This window comes from Pseudomonas sp. JV414 (assembly GCF_032424305.1).
In the GTDB taxonomy this organism is placed as follows: Bacteria; Pseudomonadota; Gammaproteobacteria; order Pseudomonadales; family Pseudomonadaceae; genus Aquipseudomonas; species Aquipseudomonas lini.
The window spans coordinates 896,410-922,132 of record NZ_VYKC01000022.1; the positions used below are offsets into that span (position 1 = coordinate 896,410).

The 25,723-nt window shown below is 58.5% G+C and carries 27 protein-coding genes; 12 read left to right on the forward strand and 15 right to left on the reverse strand.

Going from position 1 to position 25,723, the window contains the following annotated elements; all coding sequences use genetic code 11:
* Window positions 1-103: 103 nt before the first annotated feature.
* Window positions 104-919, reverse strand: coding sequence for an AraC family transcriptional regulator (locus F6R97_RS28060; protein ID WP_315867456.1), 816 nt, complete (start codon window positions 917-919; stop codon window positions 104-106).
* 96 nt (window positions 920-1,015) lie between these two features.
* Between F6R97_RS28060 and F6R97_RS28065 the strand changes: the two genes are divergently transcribed.
* Entirely contained in the window at window positions 1,016-1,972 is a 957-nt protein-coding gene (locus tag F6R97_RS28065) for a threonine dehydratase (protein WP_048394743.1), read from the forward strand.
* Between the two features lie 154 nt (window positions 1,973-2,126).
* On the opposite strand, the gene F6R97_RS28070 is transcribed toward F6R97_RS28065, so the two are convergent.
* Window positions 2,127-2,987, reverse strand: a complete 861-nt coding sequence (locus F6R97_RS28070; RefSeq protein WP_048394741.1) for a LysR family transcriptional regulator — start codon at window positions 2,985-2,987, stop codon at window positions 2,127-2,129.
* Window positions 2,988-3,171: 184 nt separating this feature from the next.
* Between F6R97_RS28070 and F6R97_RS28075 the strand changes: the two genes are divergently transcribed.
* The 3 genes from F6R97_RS28075 (at window position 3,172) to F6R97_RS28085 (ending at window position 6,098) form a co-directional block, all read left to right on the forward strand.
* Complete coding sequence (locus tag F6R97_RS28075) at window positions 3,172-4,698, forward strand: MFS transporter (protein WP_048394739.1); 1,527 nt, start codon at window positions 3,172-3,174, stop codon at window positions 4,696-4,698.
* A gap of 165 nt (window positions 4,699-4,863) precedes the next feature.
* The gene (locus tag F6R97_RS28080; RefSeq protein ID WP_038983762.1) at window positions 4,864-5,262 is read left to right on the forward strand and encodes a DUF1801 domain-containing protein; all 399 of its coding nucleotides are present in this window, start codon (window positions 4,864-4,866) and stop codon (window positions 5,260-5,262) included.
* A 323-nt stretch (window positions 5,263-5,585) separates the two neighbouring features.
* Window positions 5,586-6,098, forward strand: coding sequence for a hypothetical protein (locus tag F6R97_RS28085; protein WP_315867457.1), 513 nt, complete (start codon window positions 5,586-5,588; stop codon window positions 6,096-6,098).
* 331 nt (window positions 6,099-6,429) lie between these two features.
* Here F6R97_RS28085 and F6R97_RS28090 read toward each other — a convergent pair whose 3' ends face one another.
* Together F6R97_RS28090 and F6R97_RS28095 are read right to left on the reverse strand one after the other, a co-directional pair.
* Complete coding sequence (locus F6R97_RS28090) at window positions 6,430-7,086, reverse strand: XRE family transcriptional regulator (RefSeq protein ID WP_315867458.1); 657 nt, start codon at window positions 7,084-7,086, stop codon at window positions 6,430-6,432.
* Window positions 7,083-7,244 (reverse strand): hypothetical protein, encoded by a 162-nt coding sequence (locus F6R97_RS28095; RefSeq protein ID WP_167344815.1) that lies wholly within the window; start codon window positions 7,242-7,244, stop codon window positions 7,083-7,085. Before F6R97_RS28095 ends, F6R97_RS28090 begins: the two co-directional genes overlap by 4 nt.
* A 231-nt stretch (window positions 7,245-7,475) precedes the next feature.
* Between F6R97_RS28095 and F6R97_RS28100 the strand changes: the two genes are divergently transcribed.
* Together F6R97_RS28100 and F6R97_RS28105 are read left to right on the forward strand one after the other, a co-directional pair.
* Window positions 7,476-7,691 carry a molybdopterin-binding protein gene (locus F6R97_RS28100; RefSeq protein ID WP_038983759.1) on the forward strand — a complete coding sequence of 72 codons (216 nt, stop codon included), beginning with the start codon at window positions 7,476-7,478 and terminating at the stop codon, window positions 7,689-7,691.
* 173 nt (window positions 7,692-7,864) lie between these two features.
* Entirely contained in the window at window positions 7,865-8,884 is a 1,020-nt protein-coding gene (locus tag F6R97_RS28105) for an ABC transporter substrate-binding protein (RefSeq protein WP_315867459.1), read from the forward strand.
* A gap of 45 nt (window positions 8,885-8,929) precedes the next feature.
* On the opposite strand, the gene F6R97_RS28110 is transcribed toward F6R97_RS28105, so the two are convergent.
* The 4 genes from F6R97_RS28110 to F6R97_RS28125 all read right to left on the reverse strand — a co-directional run bounded on the left by F6R97_RS28110 (window position 8,930) and on the right by F6R97_RS28125 (window position 12,208).
* The gene (locus tag F6R97_RS28110) at window positions 8,930-10,117 is read right to left on the reverse strand and encodes an MFS transporter (protein ID WP_048394734.1); all 1,188 of its coding nucleotides are present in this window, start codon (window positions 10,115-10,117) and stop codon (window positions 8,930-8,932) included.
* A 61-nt stretch (window positions 10,118-10,178) separates the two neighbouring features.
* Window positions 10,179-10,877, reverse strand: a complete 699-nt coding sequence (locus F6R97_RS28115) for a dienelactone hydrolase family protein (protein WP_048394732.1) — start codon at window positions 10,875-10,877, stop codon at window positions 10,179-10,181.
* Window positions 10,878-10,924: 47 nt separating this feature from the next.
* A complete protein-coding gene (locus F6R97_RS28120) occupies window positions 10,925-11,440 on the reverse strand; it encodes a DoxX family protein (RefSeq protein ID WP_315867460.1) in 516 nt (171 codons plus the stop codon).
* Window positions 11,441-11,578: 138 nt separating this feature from the next.
* Window positions 11,579-12,208: a ferric reductase-like transmembrane domain-containing protein gene (locus F6R97_RS28125; RefSeq protein ID WP_223570759.1), complete on the reverse strand. Its 630-nt coding sequence runs from the start codon at window positions 12,206-12,208 to the stop codon at window positions 11,579-11,581.
* 229 nt (window positions 12,209-12,437) lie between these two features.
* On the opposite strand from F6R97_RS28125, the gene glsB reads away from it, so the two are divergent.
* From glsB to F6R97_RS28150, 4 genes are all read left to right on the forward strand, one after another.
* Entirely contained in the window at window positions 12,438-13,346 is a 909-nt protein-coding gene (gene glsB / locus F6R97_RS28130) for a glutaminase B (RefSeq protein ID WP_007904438.1), read from the forward strand.
* An 88-nt stretch (window positions 13,347-13,434) separates the two neighbouring features.
* Window positions 13,435-14,553 (forward strand): DUF3616 domain-containing protein, encoded by a 1,119-nt coding sequence (locus F6R97_RS28135; RefSeq protein WP_048394726.1) that lies wholly within the window; start codon window positions 13,435-13,437, stop codon window positions 14,551-14,553.
* Between the two features lie 83 nt (window positions 14,554-14,636).
* Entirely contained in the window at window positions 14,637-16,139 is a 1,503-nt protein-coding gene (locus F6R97_RS28140; RefSeq protein WP_048394724.1) for an aldehyde dehydrogenase family protein, read from the forward strand.
* A gap of 259 nt (window positions 16,140-16,398) precedes the next feature.
* Window positions 16,399-16,749, forward strand: a complete 351-nt coding sequence (locus tag F6R97_RS28150; RefSeq protein ID WP_050683426.1) for a BON domain-containing protein — start codon at window positions 16,399-16,401, stop codon at window positions 16,747-16,749.
* A gap of 103 nt (window positions 16,750-16,852) precedes the next feature.
* Here the strand turns inward: F6R97_RS28150 and F6R97_RS28155 are convergent, their stop codons facing one another.
* Window positions 16,853-17,512: a carbonic anhydrase gene (locus tag F6R97_RS28155; RefSeq protein ID WP_048394722.1), complete on the reverse strand. Its 660-nt coding sequence runs from the start codon at window positions 17,510-17,512 to the stop codon at window positions 16,853-16,855.
* Window positions 17,513-17,676: 164 nt separating this feature from the next.
* Window positions 17,677-18,144, reverse strand: coding sequence for a cyanase (gene cynS, locus F6R97_RS28160; protein WP_038984227.1), 468 nt, complete (start codon window positions 18,142-18,144; stop codon window positions 17,677-17,679).
* 118 nt (window positions 18,145-18,262) lie between these two features.
* On the opposite strand from cynS, the gene cynR reads away from it, so the two are divergent.
* Window positions 18,263-19,168 carry a transcriptional regulator CynR gene (cynR, locus tag F6R97_RS28165; protein ID WP_038984226.1) on the forward strand — a complete coding sequence of 302 codons (906 nt, stop codon included), beginning with the start codon at window positions 18,263-18,265 and terminating at the stop codon, window positions 19,166-19,168.
* Here cynR and F6R97_RS28170 read toward each other — a convergent pair.
* The 4 genes from F6R97_RS28170 to F6R97_RS28185 form a co-directional block, all read right to left on the reverse strand.
* Window positions 19,154-19,453 (reverse strand): hypothetical protein, encoded by a 300-nt coding sequence (locus F6R97_RS28170; protein WP_038984225.1) that lies wholly within the window; start codon window positions 19,451-19,453, stop codon window positions 19,154-19,156. The two genes, cynR and F6R97_RS28170, sit on opposite strands and share 15 nt — an antisense overlap.
* Before the next feature lie 126 nt (window positions 19,454-19,579).
* Window positions 19,580-19,909 (reverse strand): hypothetical protein, encoded by a 330-nt coding sequence (locus tag F6R97_RS28175; protein WP_038984224.1) that lies wholly within the window; start codon window positions 19,907-19,909, stop codon window positions 19,580-19,582.
* A 630-nt stretch (window positions 19,910-20,539) separates the two neighbouring features.
* Complete coding sequence (locus F6R97_RS28180) at window positions 20,540-21,079, reverse strand: GNAT family N-acetyltransferase (RefSeq protein WP_048394720.1); 540 nt, start codon at window positions 21,077-21,079, stop codon at window positions 20,540-20,542.
* 238 nt (window positions 21,080-21,317) lie between these two features.
* A complete protein-coding gene (locus F6R97_RS28185) occupies window positions 21,318-23,267 on the reverse strand; it encodes a DNA topoisomerase III (protein ID WP_315867461.1) in 1,950 nt (649 codons plus the stop codon).
* Between the two features lie 251 nt (window positions 23,268-23,518).
* On the opposite strand from F6R97_RS28185, the gene F6R97_RS28190 reads away from it, so the two are divergent.
* The gene (locus F6R97_RS28190; RefSeq protein WP_007907061.1) at window positions 23,519-23,881 is read left to right on the forward strand and encodes a DUF427 domain-containing protein; all 363 of its coding nucleotides are present in this window, start codon (window positions 23,519-23,521) and stop codon (window positions 23,879-23,881) included.
* Between the two features lie 167 nt (window positions 23,882-24,048).
* Here F6R97_RS28190 and F6R97_RS28195 read toward each other — a convergent pair whose 3' ends face one another.
* Window positions 24,049-25,671, reverse strand: coding sequence for an MFS transporter (locus F6R97_RS28195; RefSeq protein WP_315867462.1), 1,623 nt, complete (start codon window positions 25,669-25,671; stop codon window positions 24,049-24,051).
* Window positions 25,672-25,723 lie beyond the last annotated feature (52 nt).

Genomic DNA, 25,723 nt, shown 5'->3' on the forward strand with positions numbered 1-25,723 from the left:
GGTATGGGCCGGATGAGTACAAGCGAGTTCTTGCAGTGTGCGAGGCAATTGCGGGACTTACCTTCTTGGCGATGAACGCCGACGCGCAGCGAGACGCAATCCCTTACGTCGAACGCCTTCGCAATTGCGCTGGACTGACTCCAAGGCGTTGCTTGAAAGCGGTTGTCATGTGCGCTTGGGAGTTAAAGCCGCAGGTGAGTGCGATCTCCGACAGGCTGGCGGTCGAATCGCGCATCGATGCTCGGGCTTTGGCCAGGCGTCGGTCGATTAGATAGCTATGGGGGCTCTTGCCCGTCGCGTTCTTGAATGCGCGCATGAAATAACCTTCGGACAAGTCAAGCAACCCCGCCATTGCCTGTATACCCAGTGGGCCGTCGAGGCCAGCATCTATGAATTCATCGAGCAGGCGCATCCGGCTGCCGGTTATAGAGCCTTGGGGCGGCGCCGGCGACGCGTCGATGCCCTCCGCCCGTTCAGCCAATGCGAGTGCCCAGGCTTCACAGTCGTCCTCCACGGAGTTCTGCAACAGCGCGCGGCGCATTCGCAGGGCGAGGTTAACGGCTGGCTGATCAATGCGATTGTTGAATGCCCGGTCACCCAGCAATGAAATACCGTCGGTGCGCATGATCCGCAGGTATTCACCGCCCGAGGGTGACTCGGACAACACATCACAGCCAGCGGGGACGAACGCCAGTCCATTGGGCATGGCATCGAAGGGGCGCACTCGGTCGCTGCCAATGGCGTGCAAGCCTCGTTGGCTGTCGAAGGCAAAGCCGATCGCTGCCTGGGTCGCAACATATCGGGTCGCGTAGGCGGCGCCGGGTAGCAATTCGATCGCCCACGGCCCTGCCTCGACACGACGAATCGGTTCAGGTACGAGCGAGGGCTGCAGGCGGTTTCGAAGGCTCATGAACACCATAGTAGTGAAGAGGGGGCGTAAAAGTCAGGTCAGTTTTTTGAAAGCCGGCTTGACGTGCCCATGCCTAGACTGGGAAAAGCCTCAGGAAGACAACTCATGCACAAACTGACTCGCGACGATCTCGAACAAGCTGCCCGCCACGTATACCAAGTCATGCCTGCCACCGCCCAATACCCTTGGCCATTGCTGGCTGAGCGGTTAGGTTGCACTGTCTGGGTCAAACACGAAAACCACACACCTACAGGCGCTTTCAAAGTGCGGGGTGGCATTACCTTCTTGCACTGGCTGCGGCGCGAACATCCGGGCGTGAAGGGCATTGTCTCCGCTACGCGCGGCAACCATGGTCAGAGCCTGGCGCTGGCGGCCAGCACGCTGGGTTTGAGGGCTTTGATTGTCGTGCCGGAAGGTAATTCGCTAGAGAAGAACAATGCCATGCGCGGCTTTGGCGGCGAAGTGGTTGAGTGTGGTCGCGATTTCGACGAGGCCCGTGAAGAGGCCGCACGTCTGGCGCAGGTGCATGACCTCTACCTGGTGCCGCCGTTCCACACCGAGTTGGTCAAAGGTGTGGCCACGTATGCGCTGGAGCTGTTCATCGCTGCGCCGGATCTGGATACCGTCTACGTGCCGATTGGCTGTGGATCGGGGATCTGCGGGGTGATCGCCGCCCGCGATGCGCTCGGCATGAAGACCCAAGTGGTGGGCGTGGTTTCCAAAGAGGCTGCGGCGGCGAAGTTATCGTTTGAAGCTGGGGCAATCTGCGAGACCGCCTCGGCAAATACCTTTGCGGATGGCTTGGCCGTGCGTAAGCCAGTTCCCGATGCGTTCGCCATTTACGGGGCCGCTTCGGCGCGAATCGTCTCTGTCAGCGAGGGCGAGATTGCCGAGGCCATGCGCGTGTATTACACCGATACCCACAACCTTGCTGAAGGGGCAGGTGCGGCTGCGCTGGCAGCGCTGATTCAGGAGCGTGAAATGATGCTGGGTAAAAAGGTGGCTGTGATTCTGTCCGGCGGGAATGTTGACCGGTCGGTGTATGCGAGCGTGATTGGGTGATTGAGAGCTAATGACTTCAACCCGCCTCGCGTGCCGTTTAGCCAATTACTAACGAAGAGCGCGGGCCCATCCCGTGTCCAACGTCCACAACCCAAACAGCCATTCGCAATCAACAGGACGCTTACCCTGGAATGCCAATGGCAGTCAGCTTGTTCTAGATCGATGACGACTCAGACATCTCCACCAGCAGTTGCCCAAATGTATTGGCCGCAGGCGTCTTTCCTGTGATGCTCCATATCAGTCTGAAATCAGCATCCAGCAGCGGTGGCAGGCCATATTGCCCGTCAATCACCACCATGCCGGGCTCTAGATCTCCCAACGGTAGCGCGGTGACGGCAAGCCCTGCCAATACCGCCGCCCGCAGTCCTTGTTGACTTGGAGAGGTAAAGGCGACCCGCCAATCCACGGTGGAACTCGCTAATGCCTCTACGGCCACTTGCCGGTGCATGCAGGGCGCTGGTGCAAACGCCAGCGGTAAAGGGGCCTCGCCGGTAAAGTCGAAACTCTGCGCCGCAGCCCAGACAAACCGGGTTTCGCGCAGCACGGTACCGCCGGCCTGACTGCCCGGCAATGTCATGACCACGGCCAGATCGAGCCCATCGGCATCGACCTGCGCGCGCAGATCGAGGTAGGTGCCAACGGTTACATCCAGACGTACTGCGGGAAATTGTCTGGCGAACCGAGTCAGTAACGGCGGCAAGCCGTCGCCGATAAAGTTTTCTGGCACACCGAAGCGCACGGTCCCGGATACCGATGACGTTTCGAAACGCCGGGAGAGGGCGTCTTGCGCTCTGAGGACATGTTCGGCATGACGCAGAAAATCTTCGCCATCTTCTGTCAGCGTCAAACGTCGGGTGGTACGCACCAGTAGGGTGGTGCCGGCCTGTTCTTCCAGGCGCCGGATCTGATGACTGATCGCTGACTGGCTTAAGTGCAGCCGTTCTGCGGCACGAGTGAAACTATCGGTCTCCTTGATCGCGACAAAAGCACGTAACAGAGCTGGGTCGAAGTCCATTTAGTCCACTCATGATGAATATTAATAAAACTTACGAAATTTAATCATTTCTGTCATTTTTTAATTACTTCCAGAATGCGGCCGGTCACTTGGAGTTATGTCTGGTGACGCTGGTCAGGCGATCGCACCAACTCCCCTTGGGGCGGCCTTGCCAGTGCCCATCAACTTGATCTGGAAGATCACGATGCCGTTCTCTTCTTCGCAAAAAGATGTTTTCACAATAGCCGCCGTTTGCTTGGCCTCGCTGATGTTCGGCCTGGAAATCTCGAGCGTGCCGGCAATCCTGCCCACGCTTGAATCGGTTCTGCACAGCGATTTCAACGATATGCAGTGGATCATGAATGCCTACACCATCGCCTGCACCACGGTACTGATGGCCACCGGCACACTGGCGGATCGGTATGGGCGCAAGCGAGTGTTTGTCATTAGCCTGGTACTTTTCGGCATTACCTCTCTGGGCTGTGGATGGGCGCAAAGTGCCAGCGTGTTGATTGCAAACCGATTCCTGCAAGGTATGTCCGGTGGTGCCATGCTGATTTGTCAGGTGGCAGTGTTGTCTCACCGATTCCAGTCGGGAGCTGCGCGCGGCAAAGCGTTCAGTGCCTGGGGGATCGTGTTCGGCATCGGTCTGGGGTTCGGTCCGATTATCGGCGCAGTTATCGTGGCGTTGTCGAGTTGGGAATGGGTGTTTCTGGTGCATGCGCCAATTGCAGTGCTCGCGCTGGTGCTGGTGATCGCCGGTGTCGATGAGTCACGCGACCCGCAGCGTCGCAGGCTGGATGTGTTGGGTATTATTTCGCTGTCGCTGGCAGTGTTGGGTCTTTCCTGGTTCATCACTCAGGGAGCGGGGGTGGGTTTCTCCAGTGGTTCGGCCATCGCCAGCCTGGTTGTGGCAATGGTCAGTTTCATCGTCTTTGTCGTCGCGCAGCGACGCTATGTCGATCCCATGTTCGACTTCTCTGTATTTCGCATCCGCCGCTTCTCGGGTGCCTTGCTAGGGTCGGCAGGCATGAACTTCAGCTTCTGGCCCTTCATGATCTATCTGCCTCTGTACTTTCAAAATGGCCTGGGCTATGCCAGTGTCGGCACCGGTTTGGCACTGCTGGCCTATACACTGCCGACGCTGGTTATCCCTCCATTGGGCGAACGGCTGGCGCTGCGCTATCGACCTGAGGCTGTGATTCCCGCAGGCTTGTTCACCATAGGTCTGGGGTTCCTGCTGATGAAATGGGGCAGCAGTGTTACGCATGCCAGCTGGCTGACGATGCTTCCTGGCTGCCTGATCGCCGGGATTGGACTGGGGTTGACCAATACGCCTGTCACCAATACCACCACCGGATCGGTGCCCAGTGAGCGTGCAGGCATGGCATCGGGCATCGATATCAGCGCTCGTATGATCAGCCTTGCAATCAATATCGCGCTGATGGGATTCATCTTGGTGGAAGGCATCCTGTCTTCCCTGCGCGAGCAGTTATCTGGCTCCTCCGATGATGTTCAACTGAGGTTGCTGGCGGAGAATATTTCAGCCGGCAACAACGCCGTGCTGGCACAGACTGGCCAGGGCTCTACGATTCCGCTCGATGTCGCCAACGCAGCTTTGGCCCATGGGTTTGGCTGGGTGATGCTGTATGGCGGTGTTGCGGCATGGGTGCTAGTGGCGGCGAGCTGCCTGGTTTTTCGTTCGAGCAAAGCCGTGAATGCTCAGCAGTAACTGTAAGCCGAAGGATTGCTTATGGCCCAGCGTGTATAAAAGCGCCCATGGATCTAAAGCACAGTTTCGATTGCATTGATCATCGCGGGTGCCTGCTATGGTTTATGTCGCTGGATTTTATCCAGCGACGCAACTTGATGACCGCCCTGAGGAGTGACAACCATCATGAAGAAGATCGACGCAAAGGCAGACGAGGAGGGAGGTTCTGCCTCTGAACTGATAGAGGCAAAAATCCAGGCGCTGAGTGACTGGCGGGGTGAGACGCTCGCTCGGGTTCGAACGCTGATCAAGCAGGCCGACCCAGACGTGGTCGAGGAGTTGAAGTGGAGAGGGGTTCCAGTGTGGTCGCACGCCGGCATCATCTGCACCGGCGAGACGTACAAGAATGCCGTGAAGATGACCTTCGCCAAGGGGGCCTCGCTGGAGGACCCTTCCGGTCTGTTCAACGCCAGCCTCGACGGCAACACCCGACGTGCGATTGATTTGCATGAGGGCGACAGGATTGATGAAGACGCGTTGAAGACGCTGATTCGTGCGGCGGTGGCGCTCAATACGTCGACGTAAATGGTTCTATACGGCTAACTGATTGATTCCAGAGCTACCGGATAAAAAATTCGGCACTGTTTAGATCGATTATTTCTTTCGGTTCTTTATATAGCGCTGGGTCGAATATCCGTAACTTCTAAAACCACGTCTTCGTTTTGATTCTGTCTGTGATGAAGACGCTGTCGCCGCTATAACAGACGGCGACGTCCCGACCGCGCCACTAAATCGGTTTCTACATCAAATCCTGCTGCTCGGCCATCATCTTGTCGTCCCTTCGCCAGTCCTTAGAATCCGCCTCCATCAGCTTCGTCCAACTATCGAATCGCTTAGGGAGTTACACCATGATGAACGCCATGCAGATGCCAATGCCGATGATGAACGCCAACATGCCGATGATGCCAATGATGGGCATGCCGATGATGATGGCGACCATGAGCTGCGAAATGGTGGACGACGGCATGATGTGCAAAATGATGCCGGCCGCAGGCATGGACATGGCCATGTTCAAGAACAGCGCCGAAATGATGCAGATGATGATGAACTGCGGCATGCCGATGATGATGCACTGCGGCAACATGAGCATGATGTGCATGTCCCAGGCGAGCATGGCCATGCCGATGATGAACATGATGATGCCAATGCCGATGATGGGCATGCCGATGCCGTCGATGAAGTGCGTGATGGAATGCACCATGATGGCCGACGGCATGATGTGCAAAATCATGCCGATGGCCGGCATGAACATGGACATGATGAAAAGCTGCTGCGACTTGATGATGAAAATGATGAACGATTGCAGCATGCCGATGATGATGAGCTGCAATGGCATGCCGCTGATGTGCTGCACCTGCTGATCCCTGACAACACAAAAAAAGCCCCCGCAACCTTACGGTTACGGGGGCTTTTTCATTCCGGCAGACACCACATCCCCCCGTAGGAGCGAGGCTTGCCCGCGAAGGCGGAGTGTCAGCCAATATCAATGTTGAATGTGCTGGCCTCATCGCGGGCAAGCCCGCTCCCACAGGGATTTGGGTTGAGCGCGGTATTCGTCGGTAGCGGTAATAAAACTGTGGGAGCGGGCTTGCTCGCGAAGGCGGTGTGCCAGGCAACATTAATGTCGACTGACACTCCCTCTTCGCGAGCAAGCCCGCTCCCACATTGGATGTTCATTGCTCTTTCAGGTGTTTAATCCAGGCGTTCCGGATAGGTCACCACCAGATACGCCACTGCCTCACTGTCGGCGGGGTTGCGGTAGCGGTGGGGCTGGTCGGCGTAGAACAGGATCGAGTCGCCGGTAGACAGCAGGTAACGTTCATCGTTGACGCTGATTTCCAGCACGCCCTGCGACACCACCAGGTTCTCCTGAACACCGGGGCCATGCCCCTCGCTGTGATCTTCGCCCAAAGGGCTCAGGCGCAGTTCGTAAAATTCCGATTGGCGTGCCACATCAAACGGGAACAGGGCGCGGCTGACGAAGGCTCCGCTGGCGCTGACCAGTCGTTTGCTCTCACGTGCCGACAGCACGGCCACACCTTCGAAGGCCCGATGCTCAAGAAAGGCGGCCACCGAGACCTTCAGGCCTTTGGCAATTTTGCACAGCACTTTGATGGACGGCACGCTGCGTCCGGACTCGATCTGCGCCAGCATCGCCCGGCTCACACCGCATTGCCGGGCCAGCGCATCGAGGGACAAGTGACGCTTGCCCCGCAGCCGTTGCAGGTTCTGTGCGACCCGCTCGCAGATCGGCTCTTCTTCCAGTGGCTCCAGATTATTCAAGTCCGTCACGGGTTCGTCTGCGCTCGCTGCGCTCGCCAGAAATCGCGAGGGTTGCTGCGCGTTCATGCGTGACGGGTCTCGGTCGAGTGGGCGGCCTGGCCCCATTGATAAGCCTGTAAGCCGGCGTTACGTGCATACATCTCCCACATGGCCCGTGCCCGTTGCTGAGCCTGTTTGCGTTTGCGGTAGCTGGCGAAGTCGATGAGGTTGTCAGTCGGATTCATGGGGCACTTCACTGTGGTGATGAATGACGGGATGAGCTGAGAGTACGTGGATATTTTTATAACGATAAATACTTATTTTGTATTTGTTAATTCGTTTTGGTTATTTAATTAATATTCTATTAAGGAATAAGTAGATAATTATATATTCCTTTTGTTGCTGGTTCGGGTGATGCACTTTGAGGGCCTGCACATCCATGCGGATGCGCCCGACACCAGACAGGAAGCCTCATCATGACCATCAAAGCGATCAACGTCCGAAATCAGTTCAAGGGTGTCATCAAGGAAATAGTAGAGGGCGAAGTGGTGTCCGAAATCGACGTGCAAACGGCTTCCGGAATCGTCACCTCGGTGATTACCACCCGTTCGGTGCGCGACCTTGAATTGAAAGTGGGGAGCGAGGTGATTGCCTTCGTCAAATCCACCGAGGTGTCGATCGCCAAGCTCTGAAACTGAAATTTGAGCGACGAGAATCCTGTGGGAGCGTGGCTTGCCCGCGAAGAATGCACCGCGGTTTTTCAGGTATTACGCGTCATCGTTCTTCGCGGGCAAGCCACGCTCCCACAGGTTCTACGTCTTGACTTGCCGGCATTGTGCTCACTTTCCATAACGTTGAGGTTTTCATGGCGATTCCTTTCAAGCGCTCCGCATTGACGCTGTTGGCAGCCTCCGTGGCGGCGGTGAGTGCATTACTCAGCCCCGGCGCTCAGGCCGAAGGCAAAATCAGCATTGCCCAGCAATTTGGTATCGGTTACCTGATCCTGGATGTGGTGCGCGATCAGCAGCTCATCGAGAAACATGGCAAGGAGCAGGGCCTCGACATCAAGGTCGACTGGAGCAGCATCTCGGGTGCCACGGCGATGAACGAGACTCTCTTGGCCGGTGCGCTGGATGTAGTGTCGGCAGGCGTGCCGCCAATGCTGACGATCTGGGACCGGACCAAGGGCAAACAAAACGTCAAGGCCATCGCCTCGCTGGGGTCGATGCCCAATTACCTGCTGACCAATAACCCGAACGTAAAAAGCCTCAAGGATTTCACCGAAAAGGACCGCATCGCGGTGCCGGCGGCAGGGGTAGGTTTCCAGTCACGCACTTTACAAATCGAAACGGCGAAACAGTTTGGCGCACAAAACTTCAAGAAGTTTGACGACATCTCGATCAGCCTCGCTCACCCGGATGCAACGTCGGCGCTGATTGCCGGCGGTTCGGAGATCAACTCACATTTCTCCAGTCCGCCGTTCCAGTACCAGGAACTGCAGAGTCCCAACGTGCACAAGGTGCTGAGTTCCTACGACGTATTGGGTGGCCAGGCCACGTTTAACGTGCTGTACACCACCGAGAAATTCCACGACGAAAACCCGAAAACCTACAAGGCGTTTTACGCGGCACTCGCCGAGGCCGAGAAAATAATCAAGGCCGATAAGCCCGCAGCCGCCCAGACCTATCTCCGGGTGGAACAATCGAAGCTGGCGCTGCCACTGGTTGAGAAAATCGTCGCCGACCCTGAAATCGACTTCACCGTCGTGCCCCAGCGCACCTTCATCTACGCCGAGAAACTCCAGGAGCTCGGTGTGCTGAAAAACAAGGCTGCCAGCTGGAAGGATTACTTCTTTGAAGAAGCACACGGTAGCGAGGGCAGCTGAGCGGGTCTGCTATAAAGCGTGCGTCGCGGCTTAACTGACCGGAATTTAGGGCTTGCGCAGCAGAAGCAACAGCAGCGCCGCAGCCGCCAGCAGCGCCCCGACGATGAAGGTGCTGGCCGAGCCCGAGGTCTCCCACAGCGCGCCGGCGAGCACACTGGCGATCAACAGGCACACGCCGCTGATCAGATTGAACAGGCCGAATGCCGTGCCCCTGAGATGTTCGGGCGCGGTGTCGGCGATCAGCGCTGCGAGAATCCCTTGGCTGAAACCCATGTGCAGGCCCCACAGGGCTACGCCCGCCAGCATGGTCATGATCGAATCCGCTTGCGCCAATAACAGGTCCGCCAGGATCAGCAGGACTATGCCGACACACAGCACTTTGGTGCGGCTGATCCGGTCGGACAACCAGCCGGCCGGGTAGGCAGACACTGCATAAAGCAACGACATGACCACCATCACCATCGGCACCCAGGTTGCTGTCAGGCCTGTTTGTTGCGCCTTCAACACCAGAAAGGCTTCACTGAAGCGGGCCAGCGTGAAGAGCCCGCCGACGATCACCACCCACCAGTAACCACGGGAAAAATCCCGCAGGACCTTCCAGTGGATAGGTGAGCGAAAGGTGCGTTCGCCAGCGGCAGCGGTCGGTTCTTTTACCCCGCCGACAATCAGCGCCACCGATATCACCGCCGGGATCACCGCAAACCACAACACCAGATGGATCTGCCCGAGCCAGAGCATCAGCACGATAGCCAGGATCGGACCCAGAATGGCGCCCACGGTGTCCATCGACTGGCGCATGCCAAAACAAGCACCACGGATTTCGGCGGGTGCGACATCGGCGACCAATGCATCTCGCGGCGCGCCACGAATACCTTTGCCGATGCGATCCAGAAAACGCGCGGTGAACACCACCTCCACCGATTGCGCGAGAGGAAAGAGCGGTTTTGACAAGGCGGCCAGACCGTAGCCCATCAACAGCAGGCCTTTGCGCCGGCCGATAAAGTCGCTGATGGCGCCGGAGAAGATTTTGGTCAGCATCGCGGTCGCTTCGGCGATGCCCTCGATCACCCCGACGGTCAACGCGCTCGCGCCCAGGGTCGTGACCAGAAATATTGGCAACAGGCTGTGCACCAGTTCTGAAGACAGGTCCATGAACAAGCTGACAAAACCCAAGGCCCAGACCGTGGAGGGGATACGCACTGAAGCCGGTCTGGGTTTTGAGAGGTTGTCCATGCGGGTTTCCGGGATTGAATGCTCACCGATTGTTTATGTCGCCAACCCCGGCGATCAGGCCTTAAAGATTCTGACTCAAAAAGAGCAACGTATTGCCGTGCGCCTCCACCGCCGCCCGCTGGTTGTAGCTGTCACGGTGTGAGCAGTTGAAGCCATGTTCGGCCCCCGGATACACCTCGATATCGACGTCGTCGTTGAACTCGAAACGCTCGGCGATTTGCTTCACGGCGTCGATGGGGATGTGGCTGTCCTGTTCGCCGAAATGCATCAGCATCGGCACCTTGAGTTCACCGGCCCGATCCAGTTGGTTCTGAATGCCGCCGCCGTAGTAGGCGATCGCCACGTCGACGAAACCGTTGGCCGCGGTGTTGTACGACAGCATGCCGCCGAAGCAGAAACCGATGGAAGCGATTCTGCCGTCCAGCCCCGGATGAGCCTTCAGGGCGTCGATGGCCAGTTTGATGTCGGCCTGGGCCTTGGTGGTGTCGGTGGCATTCATCAATTCGACGGCGCGTTTCCAGCCAGCTTCGTCGTAGCCCAGTTCGATACGGTGGCCGTTACGCCAGAACAGATCCGGCGTTATGACCAGGTAGCCGTCGGCTGCGTACTGCTCGGCGACCGAGCGGATGTGTTCGTTGACGCCGAAGATTTCCTGAATCAGCACAATCCCCGGACCTTTACGGGTGTGGGGGATGGCCAGGTAAGCGCCGAATGTGCCGTCGGCGCTGGTGATCTCGATCCATTGGGTGGTTACGCTCATGATGGCTCCTTTACATAAGTTGGGTGGGTTATCGAGACGCTGGCGTATCAGCGGTGACTGCGCCGCCAGAAGAGTCGAGCCAACAACGCGTCCATGCTGAGTTTGCCGGCCCCCGAGAGCAATAACGGCATGAGGGCTGCGAGGTAGATCAGCGGCAGTTTGAAGTTGCCGTGGCCTTTATTGCTGATGGCATAACCCTGGGCAAGTTCACTCAATGTAGACCAATCGGCCGGCCAGTGAACGGCAGCGGTCGCAACGATCGTGACCACGATCAGGATAATCGCCGAGACCCGCGTCCCCAGGCCCACCAGCAGGGCGAGGGCACAGATCAATTCGGCCCACATCGCCAGTTCCCAGTTCAGCGTGGCCGGCACGTGGTTGAAGGGGAATGGGAAGCTGTTCTGGATGTCAGCGAACCAGTTCTGACCGTTCCATTTTTCCAGGCCTGATTCGAAAAACTCCCAGGCCAGAAACACCCGCAAGGTCAGGGGCGCGATCCAGCTACCGACACGGTCGAGGTTCAGGTGCAGGCCTTTGATGGCTGATAAGAGAGAGGTGTTCATGGGCTTGAGCTCCGGGGATTCATTGTGGGAGCGGGCTTGCTCGCGAAGACGGCGGCACATTCAACATTGATGTCGCCTGACACACCGCTTTCGCGAGCAAGCCCGCTCCCACAGGGGATTGTTGGTGTTGTTGAGATTTCATTCAGTCAACAGCGCATTCCTGACCGACCGTTTGTACTTCAACGCAATCTTGCCCAGCAGCCGAATGACGATTGCCGAAAACATCAGGCCGAACGGCAGGACGTACCAGGCGCTCATGGGGATGCGCTTGAAGTTGGAATAGGTAAACACCGCCGCGAGCACCCACATGCCGCTGACGTGCAGGGCTTTCCAGGCTTTGGGGCCGATCAACCGCGCCGTGGTTTTGAACGAGGTCAGCGCCATCAACAGAATGAACAGGTAACCAACCGAGCCCGGGATATTGCCGACCGTAGTGCGGCCGGGCCAGAACTCAGGGTTCAGTTGGCCATAGCTGTAGATCAGGATGGCGTGTACCAGGTGGGAAAATGCAAAGGCAAGACCGATGAAGCGTCGCTCGCGCACCAGCGATCGGGTGAATGGCGAGGGCACCAGCACAGCCAAAGCGGACGCAGTGAACGCAGCGAGAAACAGTGCAAACGAAGTGCGTGCAGTGGCGCGAATGGCGCTGCGCGTGGCTTCCACCAGATCCGGGTTCAGCAACAGAATCAGGCCGGTCATCAACAACACCAGCAGGGACAGCAGGCCAAACAGCGACCAGCCGTGGTAACGGGGAACTTGGGTCAGCATGGCAACACTCCTGAGCAAGGGCCGACCCGGTTTTGCCGGTGGTCAGCGGACAGCAGGAGTTTTTCAACCCGGTGTGTGGGCGGTATGTCCGAAAGGTCGCCCGGTGCAAGTTCATGTATCCCGGGCCGCGACAGATACATTCCCATACAAAACTGTGATTCAGCACCGACCAGCAGCGTCTAGCGACAGTGTCCCCGCAATCCCATGGGGCGAGACTTCGGAACCCGGCATGCAAGCGCTGTTGAACGAGATCCTTGACGCAGTCCGACCGTTGATCGGTCAGGGCAAAGTGGCTGACTACATTCCCGCCCTCGGCACCGTGCCGTCCAATCAGTTGGGCATTGCCGTGTATGGCAATGACGGCGAGTTGTTTTGCGCGGGAGACGCCGACACGCCGTTCTCGGTGCAGAGTATCTCCAAGGTATTCAGCCTGGTGCAGGCCATCGACCATTCCGGCGAAGCGATTTGGGAGCGCCTGGGTCACGAGCCGTCCGGCCAGCCGTTCAACTCGCTGGTGCAGCTGGAGTTCGAGCGCGGGCGCCCGCGCAATCCTTTCATCAACGCCGGTGCGCTGGTGATCTGCGACATCAACCAGTCACGTTTTGCCGCGCCGGCGTTATCGATGCGCGATTTTGTCCGGCGTTTGTCCGGCAACCCGAATGTCATGGTGGATGGCAAAGTCGCCGAGTCGGAATACCAGCACCGCGCGCGCAACGCAGCCATGGCTTATCTGATGCAGTCGTTCGGCAACTTTCATAACGACGTCGAAGCCGTGCTGCGCAGCTACTTCAGCCACTGCGCGTTGCGCATGAGTTGCGTGGATCTGGCCCGCACGTTCTGCTTTCTGGCCAACGACGGTTTCTGCAAACACAGCGGCGCCCAGATCCTCAGCGCCCGTCAGACCCAACAAGTCAACTCGATCATGGCCACCAGCGGGTTGTACGACGAAGCCGGCAACTTTGCCTATCGCGTCGGTTTGCCGGGCAAGAGCGGCGTGGGCGGGGGCATCGTCGCGGTGGTGCCGGGGCAATTCACGGTGTGCGTGTGGTCCCCGGAATTGAACACTGCCGGCAACTCCCTCGCTGGCATGGCCGCGCTGGAATTGTTGAGTCAGCGGATCGGCTGGTCGGTGTTCTGATGGCATTTCTTGACTAGCGCTCGATGACCGCTACCGTGAAGCAGGCATTCTTTGACTCACCCGAACGGGTGACGGGGCGGGTGACTTCATGGTGAATTTCGGTTCCGCGCTTCTAGTCTTCAATGACCCGGACACTCATATGCGCAAAGGGTTGTCTGCCGTGGTCCAGATAGGCGACACCCTGTGGGTCGCCAATGATGAATCCTTGAGCCTGGAGCGCTTCACCTTGCGTGAGCGCGTCGGTGCGGGCGAGTTTCTGTTTGATCAGCACCAACAATTCCCGTTGGCGTCCCTGTTGACGCTGCCGGTCATCCCGACGATTGGCGAAGAATTCGTTGAAGCAGACCTGGAAGGCATGAGCTACGACCGCGACACGGGGTATCTCTGGATTGTGGGGTCTCACAGCCTGAAACGGAAAAAACCTGATAGCACCAAATCCCTGAAGAAAAACGCCGAGCGTCTGGCAACTGTCAGCAGCGATGGCAATCGTTTTCTCCTGGCCCGGATTCCGGTGGTCGAAGAAAACGGGACGTTCACTTTGGTGAAGAGCACCGCCAGCGATGATCGAGTCGCCGCCCAATTGGCCGGTAATCAACTGGGTAACGAATTGCTCGATGAGCTCAAGGACGACGAGCATGTAGGGGCATTCCTGCACATTCCCGGCAAGGACAACGGGTTCGATACCGAAGGTCTTGAGATCAACGGCAAACGTGTTTTTATCGGGTTGCGAGGGCCTGTGTTGCGGGGCTGGACGATTGTTCTGGAGATTGAACCCGAGGACCATCCCAAGGCCGCTCACACACTGATACTGAAAAAGATCGGGCCCAAGGGGCGCAAATATCGTAAGCATTTTCTCCAGCTGGATGGACTCGGCGTCAGGGACTTATGCATCGATGGTGACGACATGTTGATCCTGGCCGGGCCGACGATGAACCTCGATGGGCCTGTCAGCTTATTTCGATGGCACGACGGCGCCAGGCCCACAGACGAAAGTTTTATCTTCAGGGAACAATTGACGCCGGTCCTGGAGGTTCCTTACGGGCAAGGAGAGGATAAAGGCCGCGATCATGCCGAAGGAATGACCTTTGTCAGCACTGCGGGCGTAGAGGAACCGTTGCTGCTGGTGGTCTATGACGCGAACGCCGGGTGGCGCAAACAGGGGGGCAATCGCCTGGAGCAGGATGTATTTCGACTTATGAAAAAGTAACCGCCACCGCGCCCCGGTGAATGACGCTCCACGGATTTTCCTATACATTTTCCGACCGCCCCCCTGCATGGTGAAACCGTTTCATGTCTCTTGCGCTCGAACGTCTAGTCGCTGGCACGCCGATCCCTTTTGCTGGTAATCGTGTCACTGTCGTCAGCTCCGAACTGGCGGCGCGCTTTCAGCCCGGCGACCATCTGCTGGTGGAGCAGGTCAGCGGCGAATTGCTGCTGATCCCGGTAGCGGACCAGCAAGCGGCGGCAGTCGCCATCGAGCGCGCCGAAGCGGCGTTCACCGCGATGTCCAGCGTCTCGGATCACGCCATCAGCGAGTTCTTCGATCACTTTGCCCAACGCCTGGAAACGCCTGAATGCTGGGCCTTGATTGCGGCTGCCAACCTGGCCGACATCGAGCGGGCCAAGGCGCGCGGGCGTTCCACCACGCGGTTGCTCGCCGATGAGCGCATGCGCCGCGACATGATCGCCGGCCTCAGGGCTTGGCGCGATGCACCGGCTACGCGCGGCAAGGTCGTGAGCTGCGTCGAGCATGATGGCTGGAAAGTCGAGCAAGTAGTGTCGCCGCTGGGCATCGTCGCGTTCGTGTTCGAAGGCCGGCCGAATGTTTTCGCCGATGCCGCCGGTGTCTTGCGCACCGGTAACACCGCGGTGTTGCGCATTGGCAGCGATGCATTGGGCACCGCCCAGGCCATTGTCACCCATGCATTGAATCCAGCATTGGCTGACGCCGGATTGCCGACCGGAGCAGTTTCGCTGGTGGAAAGCGTCAATCACGCCGCCGGTTGGGCGATGTTCGCCGACCGGCGCTTGTCGCTGGCTGTGGCCCGTGGGTCGGGACGTGCGGTCAGCCAGTTGGGCAGCATCGCGCAACAGGCCGGTACCGCGGTCAGCTTGCACGGCACCGGTGGCGCGTGGCTGATCGCCGACAAGGACGCCGATGCCCGGCGCTTTGCCGCCGTGGTGCGCAACTCGCTGGACCGCAAAGTCTGCAACACCCTCAACGTTTGCCTGATCCACCGCGACCGCGCCGCCGAACTGGTGCCGTTGTTTCTCGACGCACTGCAACAGGCCGGCACCGCTCGGGGCCAGGGCTGCAAGTTACATATCGTCGAAGGTAGCGAGCAGCATTTGCCAACCGATTGGCAGACCGCGAGCGTCGAGGTGTACCGCGCCGGAGGCTATCAGACCGAAGCGTTGGCCGAACCGCTGCCCGAGGATCAACTGGGTCGCGAGTGGGAATGGGAAGAGACCCCGGAAGTCAGCTTGAAGATCGTTGACGACCTGGACCAGGCCATCGCCTTGTTCAACCGCTACAGCCCGCAATTCACCGTGTCGCTGATCAGTGAAGATGCCCCGGCGCAGGAGCGTTTCTACAACGCGGTCAACGCACCTTTTGTCGGCAACGGGATTACCCGCTGGGTCGACGGGCAGTACGCGCTGAACAAGCCGGAACTGGGGCTTTCGAACTGGGAGAGTGGGCGCCTGTTTGCGCGCAGCGCGATTCTCTCGGGGGATGGCGTGTTTACCATCCGTAGCCGCATGACCCAGACGGATCTGTCGGTCAAACGCTGAGGCGGCGCTCCAGAACAGCCACGCAAACCTGTGGGAGCGGGCTTGCTCGCGAAAGCGGTGTGTCAGGCGACATCAATGTTGACTGTGCCGCCGTCTTCGCGAGCAAGCCCGCTCCCACAGGATATTCGTCGTTCTTATACCTTATCGGCATCAGGGACAGCCCCCCGCCCGCAGGCAACGGCACGCACTATACTTAATGTGTGTCCGTGTCTGCGGTGGGGCGGGCGGCGCATCTGATTACGTGAGGGAGGTTTGCGCCATGAAACTTCATTCCTTTCAACATTACTCTCATGATCTGGAAACGGTCGTTCACGACGCGTGGATTACCACCAGAGTGAAGTCGGCCCTGGCATTGGCCGACTCAACCCTTGGCCTGCATGTCCATGTCAAAACCCATGCGGGCAGGGTGGCATTGAGCGGCCGCGTCAACACTCACAGGCAGTGTGAGCAGGCTGTTGCTCTGGCCCGTTCGGTTCAGGGTGTCGTCGACATCGATGCCAGCGAGTTGCTCACTCATGTGTTCACGCCGGGCAGTTTTCCAGATGCGCCCAATGCCGAAGAGTCCTCTGAGCGTCGGTCAAAATCGTCTACAAAGATTGACGATAAATGACAGGGGCGATCTTGTGAGTGTCACATTCCCGGTTGGGAAGTAGTGCGTGTGTCCACGTTGTAACGCTGCGCCAAGCCCGACGCAGCTCGAGCGGGTGAAGCTTTCAGGCGGCTTCGACCACTTGACCATACACCGCACAGGTGTCCGGGTGCTCGGCCAGCGACACGAAGTTGCGACGGCTGGCATCCAGAGCATCGACTGAGCCGGTCTCGATGTCATAAACCCAACCATGCAGATTCAGCAGGCCTTTTTCCTGGGCCAGGCGCACGCTCGGGTGAGTCTGGATATTCGCCAGTTGGGCGATGACATTTTCCCGGACCATCGAACTCACCTTGGCGGCGTCGCTGGCGTGAGGGCGGGAGTCATTGATTACCTTGGCCGACTCGGCGTGCTGCAACCAGCCACTGACGGCGGGCAGGTGATCCATGCATTTGCACTGGGCGATGGCGGTCATGGCGCCGCAGTCCGAATGCCCGCAGATCACGATGTCCGTCACGCCCAATACCGCGACTGCATATTCGACCGTGGCCGACACACCGCCGGGATGCGGACTGTAGGAGGGCACGATATTGCCGGCATTGCGCACCACAAACAGTTCGCCGGGCTCTTGCTGGGTCAGCAATTCCGGCACTACGCGGCTGTCTGAACAGGTGATGAACAAGGTGCCGGGATGCTGGGTGGTGGCCAGGTGTTTGAACAGGTCGGTACGTTGGATGAAGGCTTCGTTCTGGAACTTCAATAAACCTTCGATGAGCGCTTTCATGGCTGATTTCCTTGCAATGAATGAGGGGGGAATGCCTGCATAACCTGTAGGAGCGTGGCTTGCCCGCGAAGAACGATGACGCGTAATACCTGAAAAACCGCGGCGCATTCTTCGCGGGCAAGCCACGCTCCCACAGGTTCCGCGTCTTAATTGACTGGGTTGTTTTAGAAAGGACGCAATGGCAGGAACTTGCCGTCCAGAGTAATCACTGCGCGAGAACCGCCTTCCGGGTCTTCAACTTTCTTCATGTCCAGCTTGAAGTTGATCGCGCTGATGATGCCGTCGCCGAATTGCTCGTGAACCAGGGCTTTAAGCGTGGTGCCGTAGATCTGGATCATTTCGTAGAAGCGGTAGATGGTCGGGTCGGTAGGGACACCCGAAAGGCTGCCGCGCAGCGGAATGATCTGCAGGCGAGCCACGGCCTCGGCGTCCAGTTCGAGTTTCTCGCCAATCACCTTGGCGGCGGCTTCCGGCAACGGATGCTGGCCGAGCAGGGCGGCGGTGACATAGGCCAGGCCCAGGCCGGTGCCGTCGGTCAAATCCTGCCAGGACAGATTCTTGCGCGCCTTGGCATCGAGGATCGAAGTGGTCAGGGCCAGACTTGGGTCCTGGTAAGCGTGGGACTGTTGCATGGTGTGACTCCTATCGGTTGTGGCTGGAAAGTGGAGCCATCTTCGGTTGATTGATCCATAGCGTCCAAGATCGATATACAATGCGTCGCATAAGTCCTGCCTATAGATGGTGTGCCCCATGCTGCTCCGACATTTGCGCTACTTGCTGGCAGTCGCCGACCACGGCGGTTTCACCCGCGCCGCCGAGGCGTTGCATGTCTCCCAGCCGACGCTGTCCCAGCAGATCCGGCAACTGGAGGAAACGTTGGGCGTGAGCTTGTTCGACCGCACCTCGCGCACAGTCAAACCGACCGATGCGGGACTGGCCTATATCGAAAGTGCCCGTCGGGTACTGGTGGAACTTGAAGCAGGGAAACGCGCGCTGCATGACGTGAAGGACTTGTCTCGCGGCACTTTGCGATTGGCCATGACGCCAACGTTCATGGCGTATCTGGTGGGGCCATTGGTGCGCGACTACGTGACGAAGTTTCCGAACATCCATCTGCAGATTTTCGAGTTATCGATGGATCACATCGAGGCCGGGTTGCTCGATGACTCGCTGGACATTGCCATTGCCTTTACCCCGGTGAGGAGCCCCGACATCGAGTGCGTGCCGGCATTTGTCGAGACCTTGGGCGTGATGGTCGGGCGTAGTCATCCGTTGTACGAGCGCCAGAACCCGCTATCGCCAAAGGAGGTGGCGCAACTGGATTTCGCGTTGCTGACGCCGGACTTCATCACCCGATCCTCCATCGACGGGTATTTTCGGCAACAGAACATCACGCCCAAAGTGGCGATCGAGGTGAACTCGGTGAGTACGCTGCTGGAGGTCATTCGCCACGCGCCGATGGCCACCATCCTTCCGGAACCCATCGCCACTGCGGAACGGGCATTGCGCAAAATTCCGCTGCTGGGGGAGGCGCCCAACCGAGGGGCCGCGCTGCTTCGGCGCAAAAATAACTATCACAGTGCGGCGTCGGAGGCCTTTATGGAGCTGGTATTGGACGCGACTGCGGTCGAGTCGGCGAAGTCAGTCATCCACTGATTGACACAGCCCATTGGGAGCCTTGCCGGTGGAGGACACGGTCACCGAATCGTCATCGGCGAGGATGATCGTAATCGTAATGCCCGAACCCCTGGCTTCGAAGCGACGATCGTTGATGGCTTTGGTTACCGCTTCTTTACTATTGATCAATACCGGGCCGTCCTGATCCGCATGGACGACAACTTTACCGGGGCAGTCCACATCGAATGAGGGAATGCCAGGGAGGGTGTTCGCATGGGCAACATTCGCCATCGCCAACACTATGAATATCAGGATTTTGTTCATCGCAAGCCTCCAGAGATCCAGCAGGGCATACGGTTAACCATAGCTTTGTTTGGTGCGCACGAGACAAACGAAAAGGCCCCGCTCGATATTCCGAGCGGGGCCTTCTTTCATTACTGAGGGGGGATATCAATACAACCGATCAATCACCCGAACTTCGTTCTGGTTCTGCATCGATGCCCACGCCTGTTTCAGCGTTTGCAGCACATTACCGATGAAGTCCTTGTCGGCCGCGGCTTTCTTGCCGACATAACCCTGGCCGCGACGGTACATTTTCAGTCGGGCGAGCAGGTTCTGGTTGTTCTGGTCGAACGCTTCTTCGTGGGCATGGGGCGACAGGCAGTCGATATGAACCTGGCCCGATTTGCTGATCCACAGAATATGGCTGTCCTGGCTGTCTTTTTGCGCAGCGAACAAGCGAGCCAGTTCATCGATAGTAGGTTGATTGTTCAGATTCATTGTAAGCCCCTTGACCATTTGGTGATCTTTCAAAGTTGATTCGCTAATACAAGTAGCCCATCGGTTAGTTGATCCCTGGCACCGAAACCAGGACGTCAGCGGTCGGCCGTCAATATGACGGGGGCCCGCGTCTGCTGCATGTAGTCGTGTTGAATAACTGCTACGCAATAGCGTCACAACGAAGAGAAGCAGCGAAAACCTGGAGGCCACTGCCGACATTTTCAGGGTCGGCCACAAGCTTCATGAGGATTGATCGCCAGCGCTTCTCGTCCTTTGTACTGGACGTTCAGGCCAGGTCAGTTTCTTCAATCTGCCTTGTGGGCAGCGTGTATCCGGGGAAAACAGCTCGGCGGTCAGACGAGCTTGCTCAAACGTGTTGCCTGTACTCCCGATCGGGGAGATGTCTGCATCATGCAAGGGCAAATCGGAGGCGTCAACGGTTTTGTAGTGATTATTTTTGTTCACTACATATTGTCGGACAAAGTGGTTTTGGAATTAGAAAGTCAGGCGTGGCTGGCTGTGGCATCGTCAAGATCGCAGCTTTTCGTAGGAGCGAGGCTTGCCCGCGAAGGCCATCACGCGGACAAACTGCTGGACCGCGTCATCGTTTTTCGCGGGCAAGCCTCGCTCCTACGGGGGCGGGGTAGGAGTTGCCGAGGGCTGCGATCTTTTAAAGCGGTAAACGGTGCATGGATAACCGTCGATCGGCAGGTGATGCAGGGTGAATTCGCCACCCGTGAGATCAGGCATCACCTTGGCCCAGAACAGCCGCGCAGGCTGGTTGGCATCGATGTGGAAAATCTGCCATTGACCGGGGAACCGACTCAAGAGGGCAGAGGCGACAAACTTCGCGACACCTTGGCCACGAAAGCGTCGACTAACAAAAAAGTAGCCGATGTTGTGCTCCGCGCCGACGATATGGGTTTCGTTATCCACGGTCACGAAACCGGCAAGCTCGTCGTCGACCTTGATCAGAAACGGCCTGGTTGCCGGGTTGCGCCAGTAATCCAGCTTGGGCTGGATGTTGAAGAGGCCATGCTCCCCGAGTTTCAGCGGCAGCCATTCGCTGAAGTCATACACGTAGAACTGCATCAGGTTTTCGATGGTTTCCAGTTCGTCGCGCTGAGCGGCGTGCAGTTCTATTGAGGGCTGGCTTCTGATTGTCGTCATGGTTGTACCTTTCAGAAAGCAGGGCTGTTGCCTGATGCGCGATCCATGTGAGAGCGGGCTTACCCTAATGCCGGTAAGTCAAGACGCAGAACCTGTGGGAGCGTGGCTTGCCCGCGAAGAATGCACCGCGGTTTTCAGGTATTACGCGTCATCGTTCTTCGCGGGCAAGCCACGCTCCCACAGGTTCTGCACCTGACGTTGAAGAACACTAGACCATTTCGATTCGTTGCAAGTGCTCTCAAGCCTTGCTTACCGGTTTCGCCGTGCGCTTGGTGCCGGTCGAGGGTTTGCGTTTGGCGGGTTTGCGTTTGTTTTTCCACGGTGTGGCACCACCCCCGGCCGGGCTTGCCGGCCCGCTGATGGTCAGGTTCAGGCCGGCGCAACGTGCCACCTGCTTGCTCATCCACGCAGCCTGTTTGGTGACGAATTCTTCCAGGCTCATTTCACCGCTCTGCACCATGTCCAGGGCCTGTTCCCAGATTGCCGTGGTGCCGGGATCCGCAATGGCGCGCGGCACGGCGTCGATCAGGCTGAACGCTGCCGGCGTCGCGGCCAGGGCCTTGCCGTTCTTGATCAGGTAGCCGCGGTCCAGCAGGCCCTGGATGATCGAGGCGCGGGTGGCTTCGGTGCCGATGCCGGTGGTGTCCTTGAGCTTCTGCTTGAGCAGTGGATCTTCCACCAGTTTGGCGACGTTCTTCATCGCCTTGATCAGATCGCCTTCGGTAAACGGCTTGGGCGGCTGTGTCCAGAGGTCCTTGAGCTTCACGTCGGCCACCGCGCAGTCACGCCCTTCGGCCAATGCCGGGAGTGTTTGCGGCGCCGGTGCTTCGCGGCCCTTGGCTGGCGCGAGAGCCTCGGGCAAGGCGCGTTTCCAGCCGGGCTCGACAATCTGCTTGCCCACGGCGCGCAAGGCTTCACCGGCACAGTCGAAGTCGGCCTGGGTCCGGTCGTACTCATGGTTGGGCAGAAACTGCGCCAGGTAACGCGCACGAATCAGGGTGTAGACCGCCCGTTGTTTGCCTACCAGTCGGTCGAGGTTTTTCGCCGCAGCAGTGGGAATGATGCCGTGGTGAGCGCTGACCTTGGCATCGTTCCAGGCCCGTGAGCGGCGCTGGGGCTCCAGGTGATCGTGCAAGGCGTTCAATGCCGGATCGGCCTGCTTCAGCGCAGCAAGAATACTTGGGGCTTCGCTGTGCTGACTCAGCGGCAGGTAACCGCAATCGCTACGCGGGTAGGTAATGACTTTGTGGGTTTCGTACAGCGCCTGGGCGATATCGAGGGTTTCCTGAGCGCCGAGCCCGAGCTTCTTCGAGCAGACTTCCTGCAGCGTGCCCAGATCGAACGGCAAAGGCGCGACTTCGCGCATGCGCTCGGTGCGCAGTTTGATCACCCGAGCGCTCGCCGCACCGTTAATGGCCGTAGCGGCTTTCTGAGCCAGCCCCTGATTCAGGCAGCGGTCCTGATCGTCGCAAGCGTCGGAGGCCGCACGCCACTGGGCGGTGAACGCGGTGCCGTCATGCAGCAGTTGCACATCGATGGCCCAGTAAGCCACCGGGACGAAATCGGCAATGCTGCGGTCGCGATCCACCACCAGGCGCAAGGTCGGCGTCTGCACCCGACCGACCGGCAATACACCCTGATAGCCGGACTGACGCCCCAGCAGGGTGAACAGCCGACTCATGTTCATCCCGATCAACCAGTCGGCCCGGGAGCGCCCCAACGCCGAATGATAAAGGCTGAACGTCTCGGCACCGGGCTTGAGCGCCGCCAGGGCCTTGCGGATCGATGCATCGTCCAGCGCCGACAGCCACAGCCGCCGGATCGGCCCGCGATAACGGCAATGCTCCACCAGTTCTTGGGCGATCATCTCGCCCTCACGGTCGGCGTCGGTGGCAATCACCAGTTCACTGGCCTCGCCGAGCAAGCGTTTGACCGCCTTGTACTGGCTGGCCGTGCGCGGTTTGACGGTCATCTTCCATTTTTCGGGAATGATCGGCAGATCCGCCAGCACCCAACGCTTGTAACGCGCGTCATAGGCATCAGGCGGTGCGGTTTCCAGCAGATGGCCGATGCACCAGGTCACCGTGACACCCGTTCCCAGCCAGCAGCCGTCGCCTCGGCGCTTGGCGCCGAGCACGGCCGCGATGTCTTTGGCCTGGGAAGGTTTTTCACAGAGGTACAGCTGCATAACCACCATCATCGATCAGTGTTCAGAGGCTGACAGAATGGCGTTTGATGAGCGATGGAGCAATCTTTATCTGTATGGATGTACAGCTTAAGCTGTTGCGGTTGATGACAGCAGGTTGGGGCATGCTGTTTTGGGACCTCACTGTAGCCCTGGCAAGCTCCGTTCGGCTGTGAAGCAGTCGCGATGCCGAAACATGAGGTATACCTGTCGGAGCGCGGATACAGCGCAGCAGCGACAGAGGATCCTGTTCTATGAAAGCCCCCGGACCCGGTAATCCCATTGCCATCAGCCCTCAACCCGGCTGCGTGGTGGTGAAGTTCCATGGCATTCAAGTGGCGTCATCCACTCGGGCGCTGGTCATGCATGAGGCCAATTATCCTCCGGTGTACTACATCCCCCGCGAGGACATCGCCGAACAATATTTCGCCCGCACCGACCACACCAGCTATTGCCCGTACAAGGGCGATGCCAGCTATTTCAGCCTGCAAATCCCCGGGCATGAAGGTGCCAATGCGGTATGGAGTTATGAGCACCCGAAGGTGTCAGTCGCGCAGATTGGCGGGTATGTGGCGTTTTATCCTGAAGAAGTGACGTTTGAGGTACTTGATACCTGAGGTGCAGAAAGCATTGTGGCCAGAAGGCTTGTTGCCTGAACGCAATCCATGTGGGAGCGGGCTTGCTCGCGAAGGCGGTGTGCCAGGCAACATTAATGTTGACTGACACTCCCTTTTCGCGAGCAAGCCCGCTCCCACAGGTAAGCCTGGGCTAGAGGTTCGTGCCGTCAGTTCTTGTCCAGATCCACATTCTTGGTCTCACGCAAACAGATCATCCCCACCACCAGGCTCACCCCGGTAATCACCACCGGGTACCACAGCCCGTAGAAAATATCCCCGGTGTACACCACCAGGGCAAACGACACCGTCGGCAGAAAACCACCGAACCAACCGTTACCAATGTGGTAGGGCAGGGACATGGACGTGTAGCGGATACGGGTCGGGAACAGTTCGACCATCAGCGCCGCCAGCGGGCCGTAGCACATGGCGGAGATGATGATCAGCGCGACGATCAGCGCCACGATCATCGGTTTGTTGATCTGTTGGGTGTCGGCTTGTGACGGATACCCGGCCAGCGTCACTGCACCGCGCAGGGCCGCTTCGTCGTAACCATCGATTTTCACCTCGCCGATGCTGACCTGCACGCCGCTGCCGGCCGGAGCCGCTTCGCTGTTGTAGGGCAGGCCTTGTTTGACCAGGAAGGTTTTGACCTTGTCGCAAGGGCTATCAAATTTAGCCTTGCCGACCGGGTCGAACTGGAAGGTGCAGGTGGCCGGGTCTGCCAGCACGGTGATCGGTGCCTGGCGGCTGGCTTGGTCGATGGCCGGGTTAGCGTAGTGGGCCAGGGTCTTGAAGATCGGGAAGTACAGTGCGGTGGCCAGCAACAGGCCAATCATCAGCACTGGTTTGCGCCCGACCTTGTCCGACAGCCAGCCAAAAAAGATGAAGAACGGTGCGCCGATGATCACGCTGACGATCAGCAGACTGTTGGCCAGGGCCGGGTCCATTTTCAGGAACTGGGTGAGGAAGAACAGCACATAGAACTGCGCCGCGTAGAAGGTCACCGCTTGCCCGGCGTTGATGCTGAACAGCGCAATCAGCACCACTTTTAGGTTGTCCCATTTGCCGAAGGAGTCGCGCAGCGGCGACTTGCAGAGTTTGCCTTCTTCTTTCATTTTCACGAACGCAGGCGACTCATGCAGGCTCAAGCGAATCCAGGTCGAGATGCCCAGCAGCACGATTGAAAACAGAAACGGAATGCGCCAGCCCCAGACTTCGAACTGGTCACCGGTGAAGTAGCGGCAGCCGAGCACCACCAGCAGCGACAGCAGCAAACCGAGGGTGGCGGTGGACTGAATCCAGCTGGTGTGGAAACCGCGTTTGCCCATCGGTGCGTGTTCGGCGACGTAAGTGGCAGCGCCGCCGTACTCACCGCCCAGCGCCAGACCCTGGAGCATGCGCAGCACCACAAGGATGATCGGCGCGGCGATGCCGATACTGGCGTAAGTCGGCAGCAAGCCGACGCAGAAGGTCGCCACGCCCATGAGGACAATAGTGGCGAGGAACGTGTATTTGCGCCCGATCATGTCCCCCAAGCGGCCGAACACCAACGCACCGAACGGCCGCACGATGAAGCCGGCGGCGAAGGCCATCAGCGCGAAGATGAACGCCGTGGTGTCGTTGACCCCGGCGAAAAACTGTTTGCTGATGACCGCCGCGAGGGCGCCGTAGAGGAAAAAGTCGTACCACTCGAACACCGTCCCGAGGGACGAGGCGAAGATGACTTTTTGGGTTTCCTGACTGGTGCCGGCGCTGCGGACGGCTTCCAGGGGCTGAACATGTTCTGACATATCGGTATCCCTCACAGTGATTGTTTTTGTTGTTCCACTGTCGGCGCCAACC

What these genes read in the sequence shown, in the direction of transcription:
- F6R97_RS28060 (WP_315867456.1), bottom strand. Translation starts at nt 919, where the DNA reads ATGGTGTTCATGAGCCTTCGAAACCGCCTGCAGCCCTCGCTCGTACCT.
- F6R97_RS28065 (WP_048394743.1), top strand. Translation starts at nt 1,016, where the DNA reads ATGCACAAACTGACTCGCGACGATCTCGAACAAGCTGCCCGCCACGTA.
- F6R97_RS28070 (WP_048394741.1), bottom strand. Translation starts at nt 2,987, where the DNA reads ATGGACTTCGACCCAGCTCTGTTACGTGCTTTTGTCGCGATCAAGGAG.
- F6R97_RS28075 (WP_048394739.1), top strand. Translation starts at nt 3,172, where the DNA reads ATGCCGTTCTCTTCTTCGCAAAAAGATGTTTTCACAATAGCCGCCGTT.
- F6R97_RS28080 (WP_038983762.1), top strand. Translation starts at nt 4,864, where the DNA reads ATGAAGAAGATCGACGCAAAGGCAGACGAGGAGGGAGGTTCTGCCTCT.
- F6R97_RS28085 (WP_315867457.1), top strand. Translation starts at nt 5,586, where the DNA reads ATGATGAACGCCATGCAGATGCCAATGCCGATGATGAACGCCAACATG.
- F6R97_RS28090 (WP_315867458.1), bottom strand. Translation starts at nt 7,086, where the DNA reads ATGAACGCGCAGCAACCCTCGCGATTTCTGGCGAGCGCAGCGAGCGCA.
- F6R97_RS28095 (WP_167344815.1), bottom strand. Translation starts at nt 7,244, where the DNA reads ATGAATCCGACTGACAACCTCATCGACTTCGCCAGCTACCGCAAACGC.
- F6R97_RS28100 (WP_038983759.1), top strand. Translation starts at nt 7,476, where the DNA reads ATGACCATCAAAGCGATCAACGTCCGAAATCAGTTCAAGGGTGTCATC.
- F6R97_RS28105 (WP_315867459.1), top strand. Translation starts at nt 7,865, where the DNA reads ATGGCGATTCCTTTCAAGCGCTCCGCATTGACGCTGTTGGCAGCCTCC.
- F6R97_RS28110 (WP_048394734.1), bottom strand. Translation starts at nt 10,117, where the DNA reads ATGGACAACCTCTCAAAACCCAGACCGGCTTCAGTGCGTATCCCCTCC.
- F6R97_RS28115 (WP_048394732.1), bottom strand. Translation starts at nt 10,877, where the DNA reads ATGAGCGTAACCACCCAATGGATCGAGATCACCAGCGCCGACGGCACA.
- F6R97_RS28120 (WP_315867460.1), bottom strand. Translation starts at nt 11,440, where the DNA reads ATGAACACCTCTCTCTTATCAGCCATCAAAGGCCTGCACCTGAACCTC.
- F6R97_RS28125 (WP_223570759.1), bottom strand. Translation starts at nt 12,208, where the DNA reads ATGCTGACCCAAGTTCCCCGTTACCACGGCTGGTCGCTGTTTGGCCTG.
- glsB (WP_007904438.1), top strand. Translation starts at nt 12,438, where the DNA reads ATGCAAGCGCTGTTGAACGAGATCCTTGACGCAGTCCGACCGTTGATC.
- F6R97_RS28135 (WP_048394726.1), top strand. Translation starts at nt 13,435, where the DNA reads ATGGTGAATTTCGGTTCCGCGCTTCTAGTCTTCAATGACCCGGACACT.
- F6R97_RS28140 (WP_048394724.1), top strand. Translation starts at nt 14,637, where the DNA reads ATGTCTCTTGCGCTCGAACGTCTAGTCGCTGGCACGCCGATCCCTTTT.
- F6R97_RS28150 (WP_050683426.1), top strand. Translation starts at nt 16,399, where the DNA reads ATGAAACTTCATTCCTTTCAACATTACTCTCATGATCTGGAAACGGTC.
- F6R97_RS28155 (WP_048394722.1), bottom strand. Translation starts at nt 17,512, where the DNA reads ATGAAAGCGCTCATCGAAGGTTTATTGAAGTTCCAGAACGAAGCCTTC.
- cynS (WP_038984227.1), bottom strand. Translation starts at nt 18,144, where the DNA reads ATGCAACAGTCCCACGCTTACCAGGACCCAAGTCTGGCCCTGACCACT.
- cynR (WP_038984226.1), top strand. Translation starts at nt 18,263, where the DNA reads ATGCTGCTCCGACATTTGCGCTACTTGCTGGCAGTCGCCGACCACGGC.
- F6R97_RS28170 (WP_038984225.1), bottom strand. Translation starts at nt 19,453, where the DNA reads ATGAACAAAATCCTGATATTCATAGTGTTGGCGATGGCGAATGTTGCC.
- F6R97_RS28175 (WP_038984224.1), bottom strand. Translation starts at nt 19,909, where the DNA reads ATGAATCTGAACAATCAACCTACTATCGATGAACTGGCTCGCTTGTTC.
- F6R97_RS28180 (WP_048394720.1), bottom strand. Translation starts at nt 21,079, where the DNA reads ATGACGACAATCAGAAGCCAGCCCTCAATAGAACTGCACGCCGCTCAG.
- F6R97_RS28185 (WP_315867461.1), bottom strand. Translation starts at nt 23,267, where the DNA reads ATGCAGCTGTACCTCTGTGAAAAACCTTCCCAGGCCAAAGACATCGCG.
- F6R97_RS28190 (WP_007907061.1), top strand. Translation starts at nt 23,519, where the DNA reads ATGAAAGCCCCCGGACCCGGTAATCCCATTGCCATCAGCCCTCAACCC.
- F6R97_RS28195 (WP_315867462.1), bottom strand. Translation starts at nt 25,671, where the DNA reads ATGTCAGAACATGTTCAGCCCCTGGAAGCCGTCCGCAGCGCCGGCACC.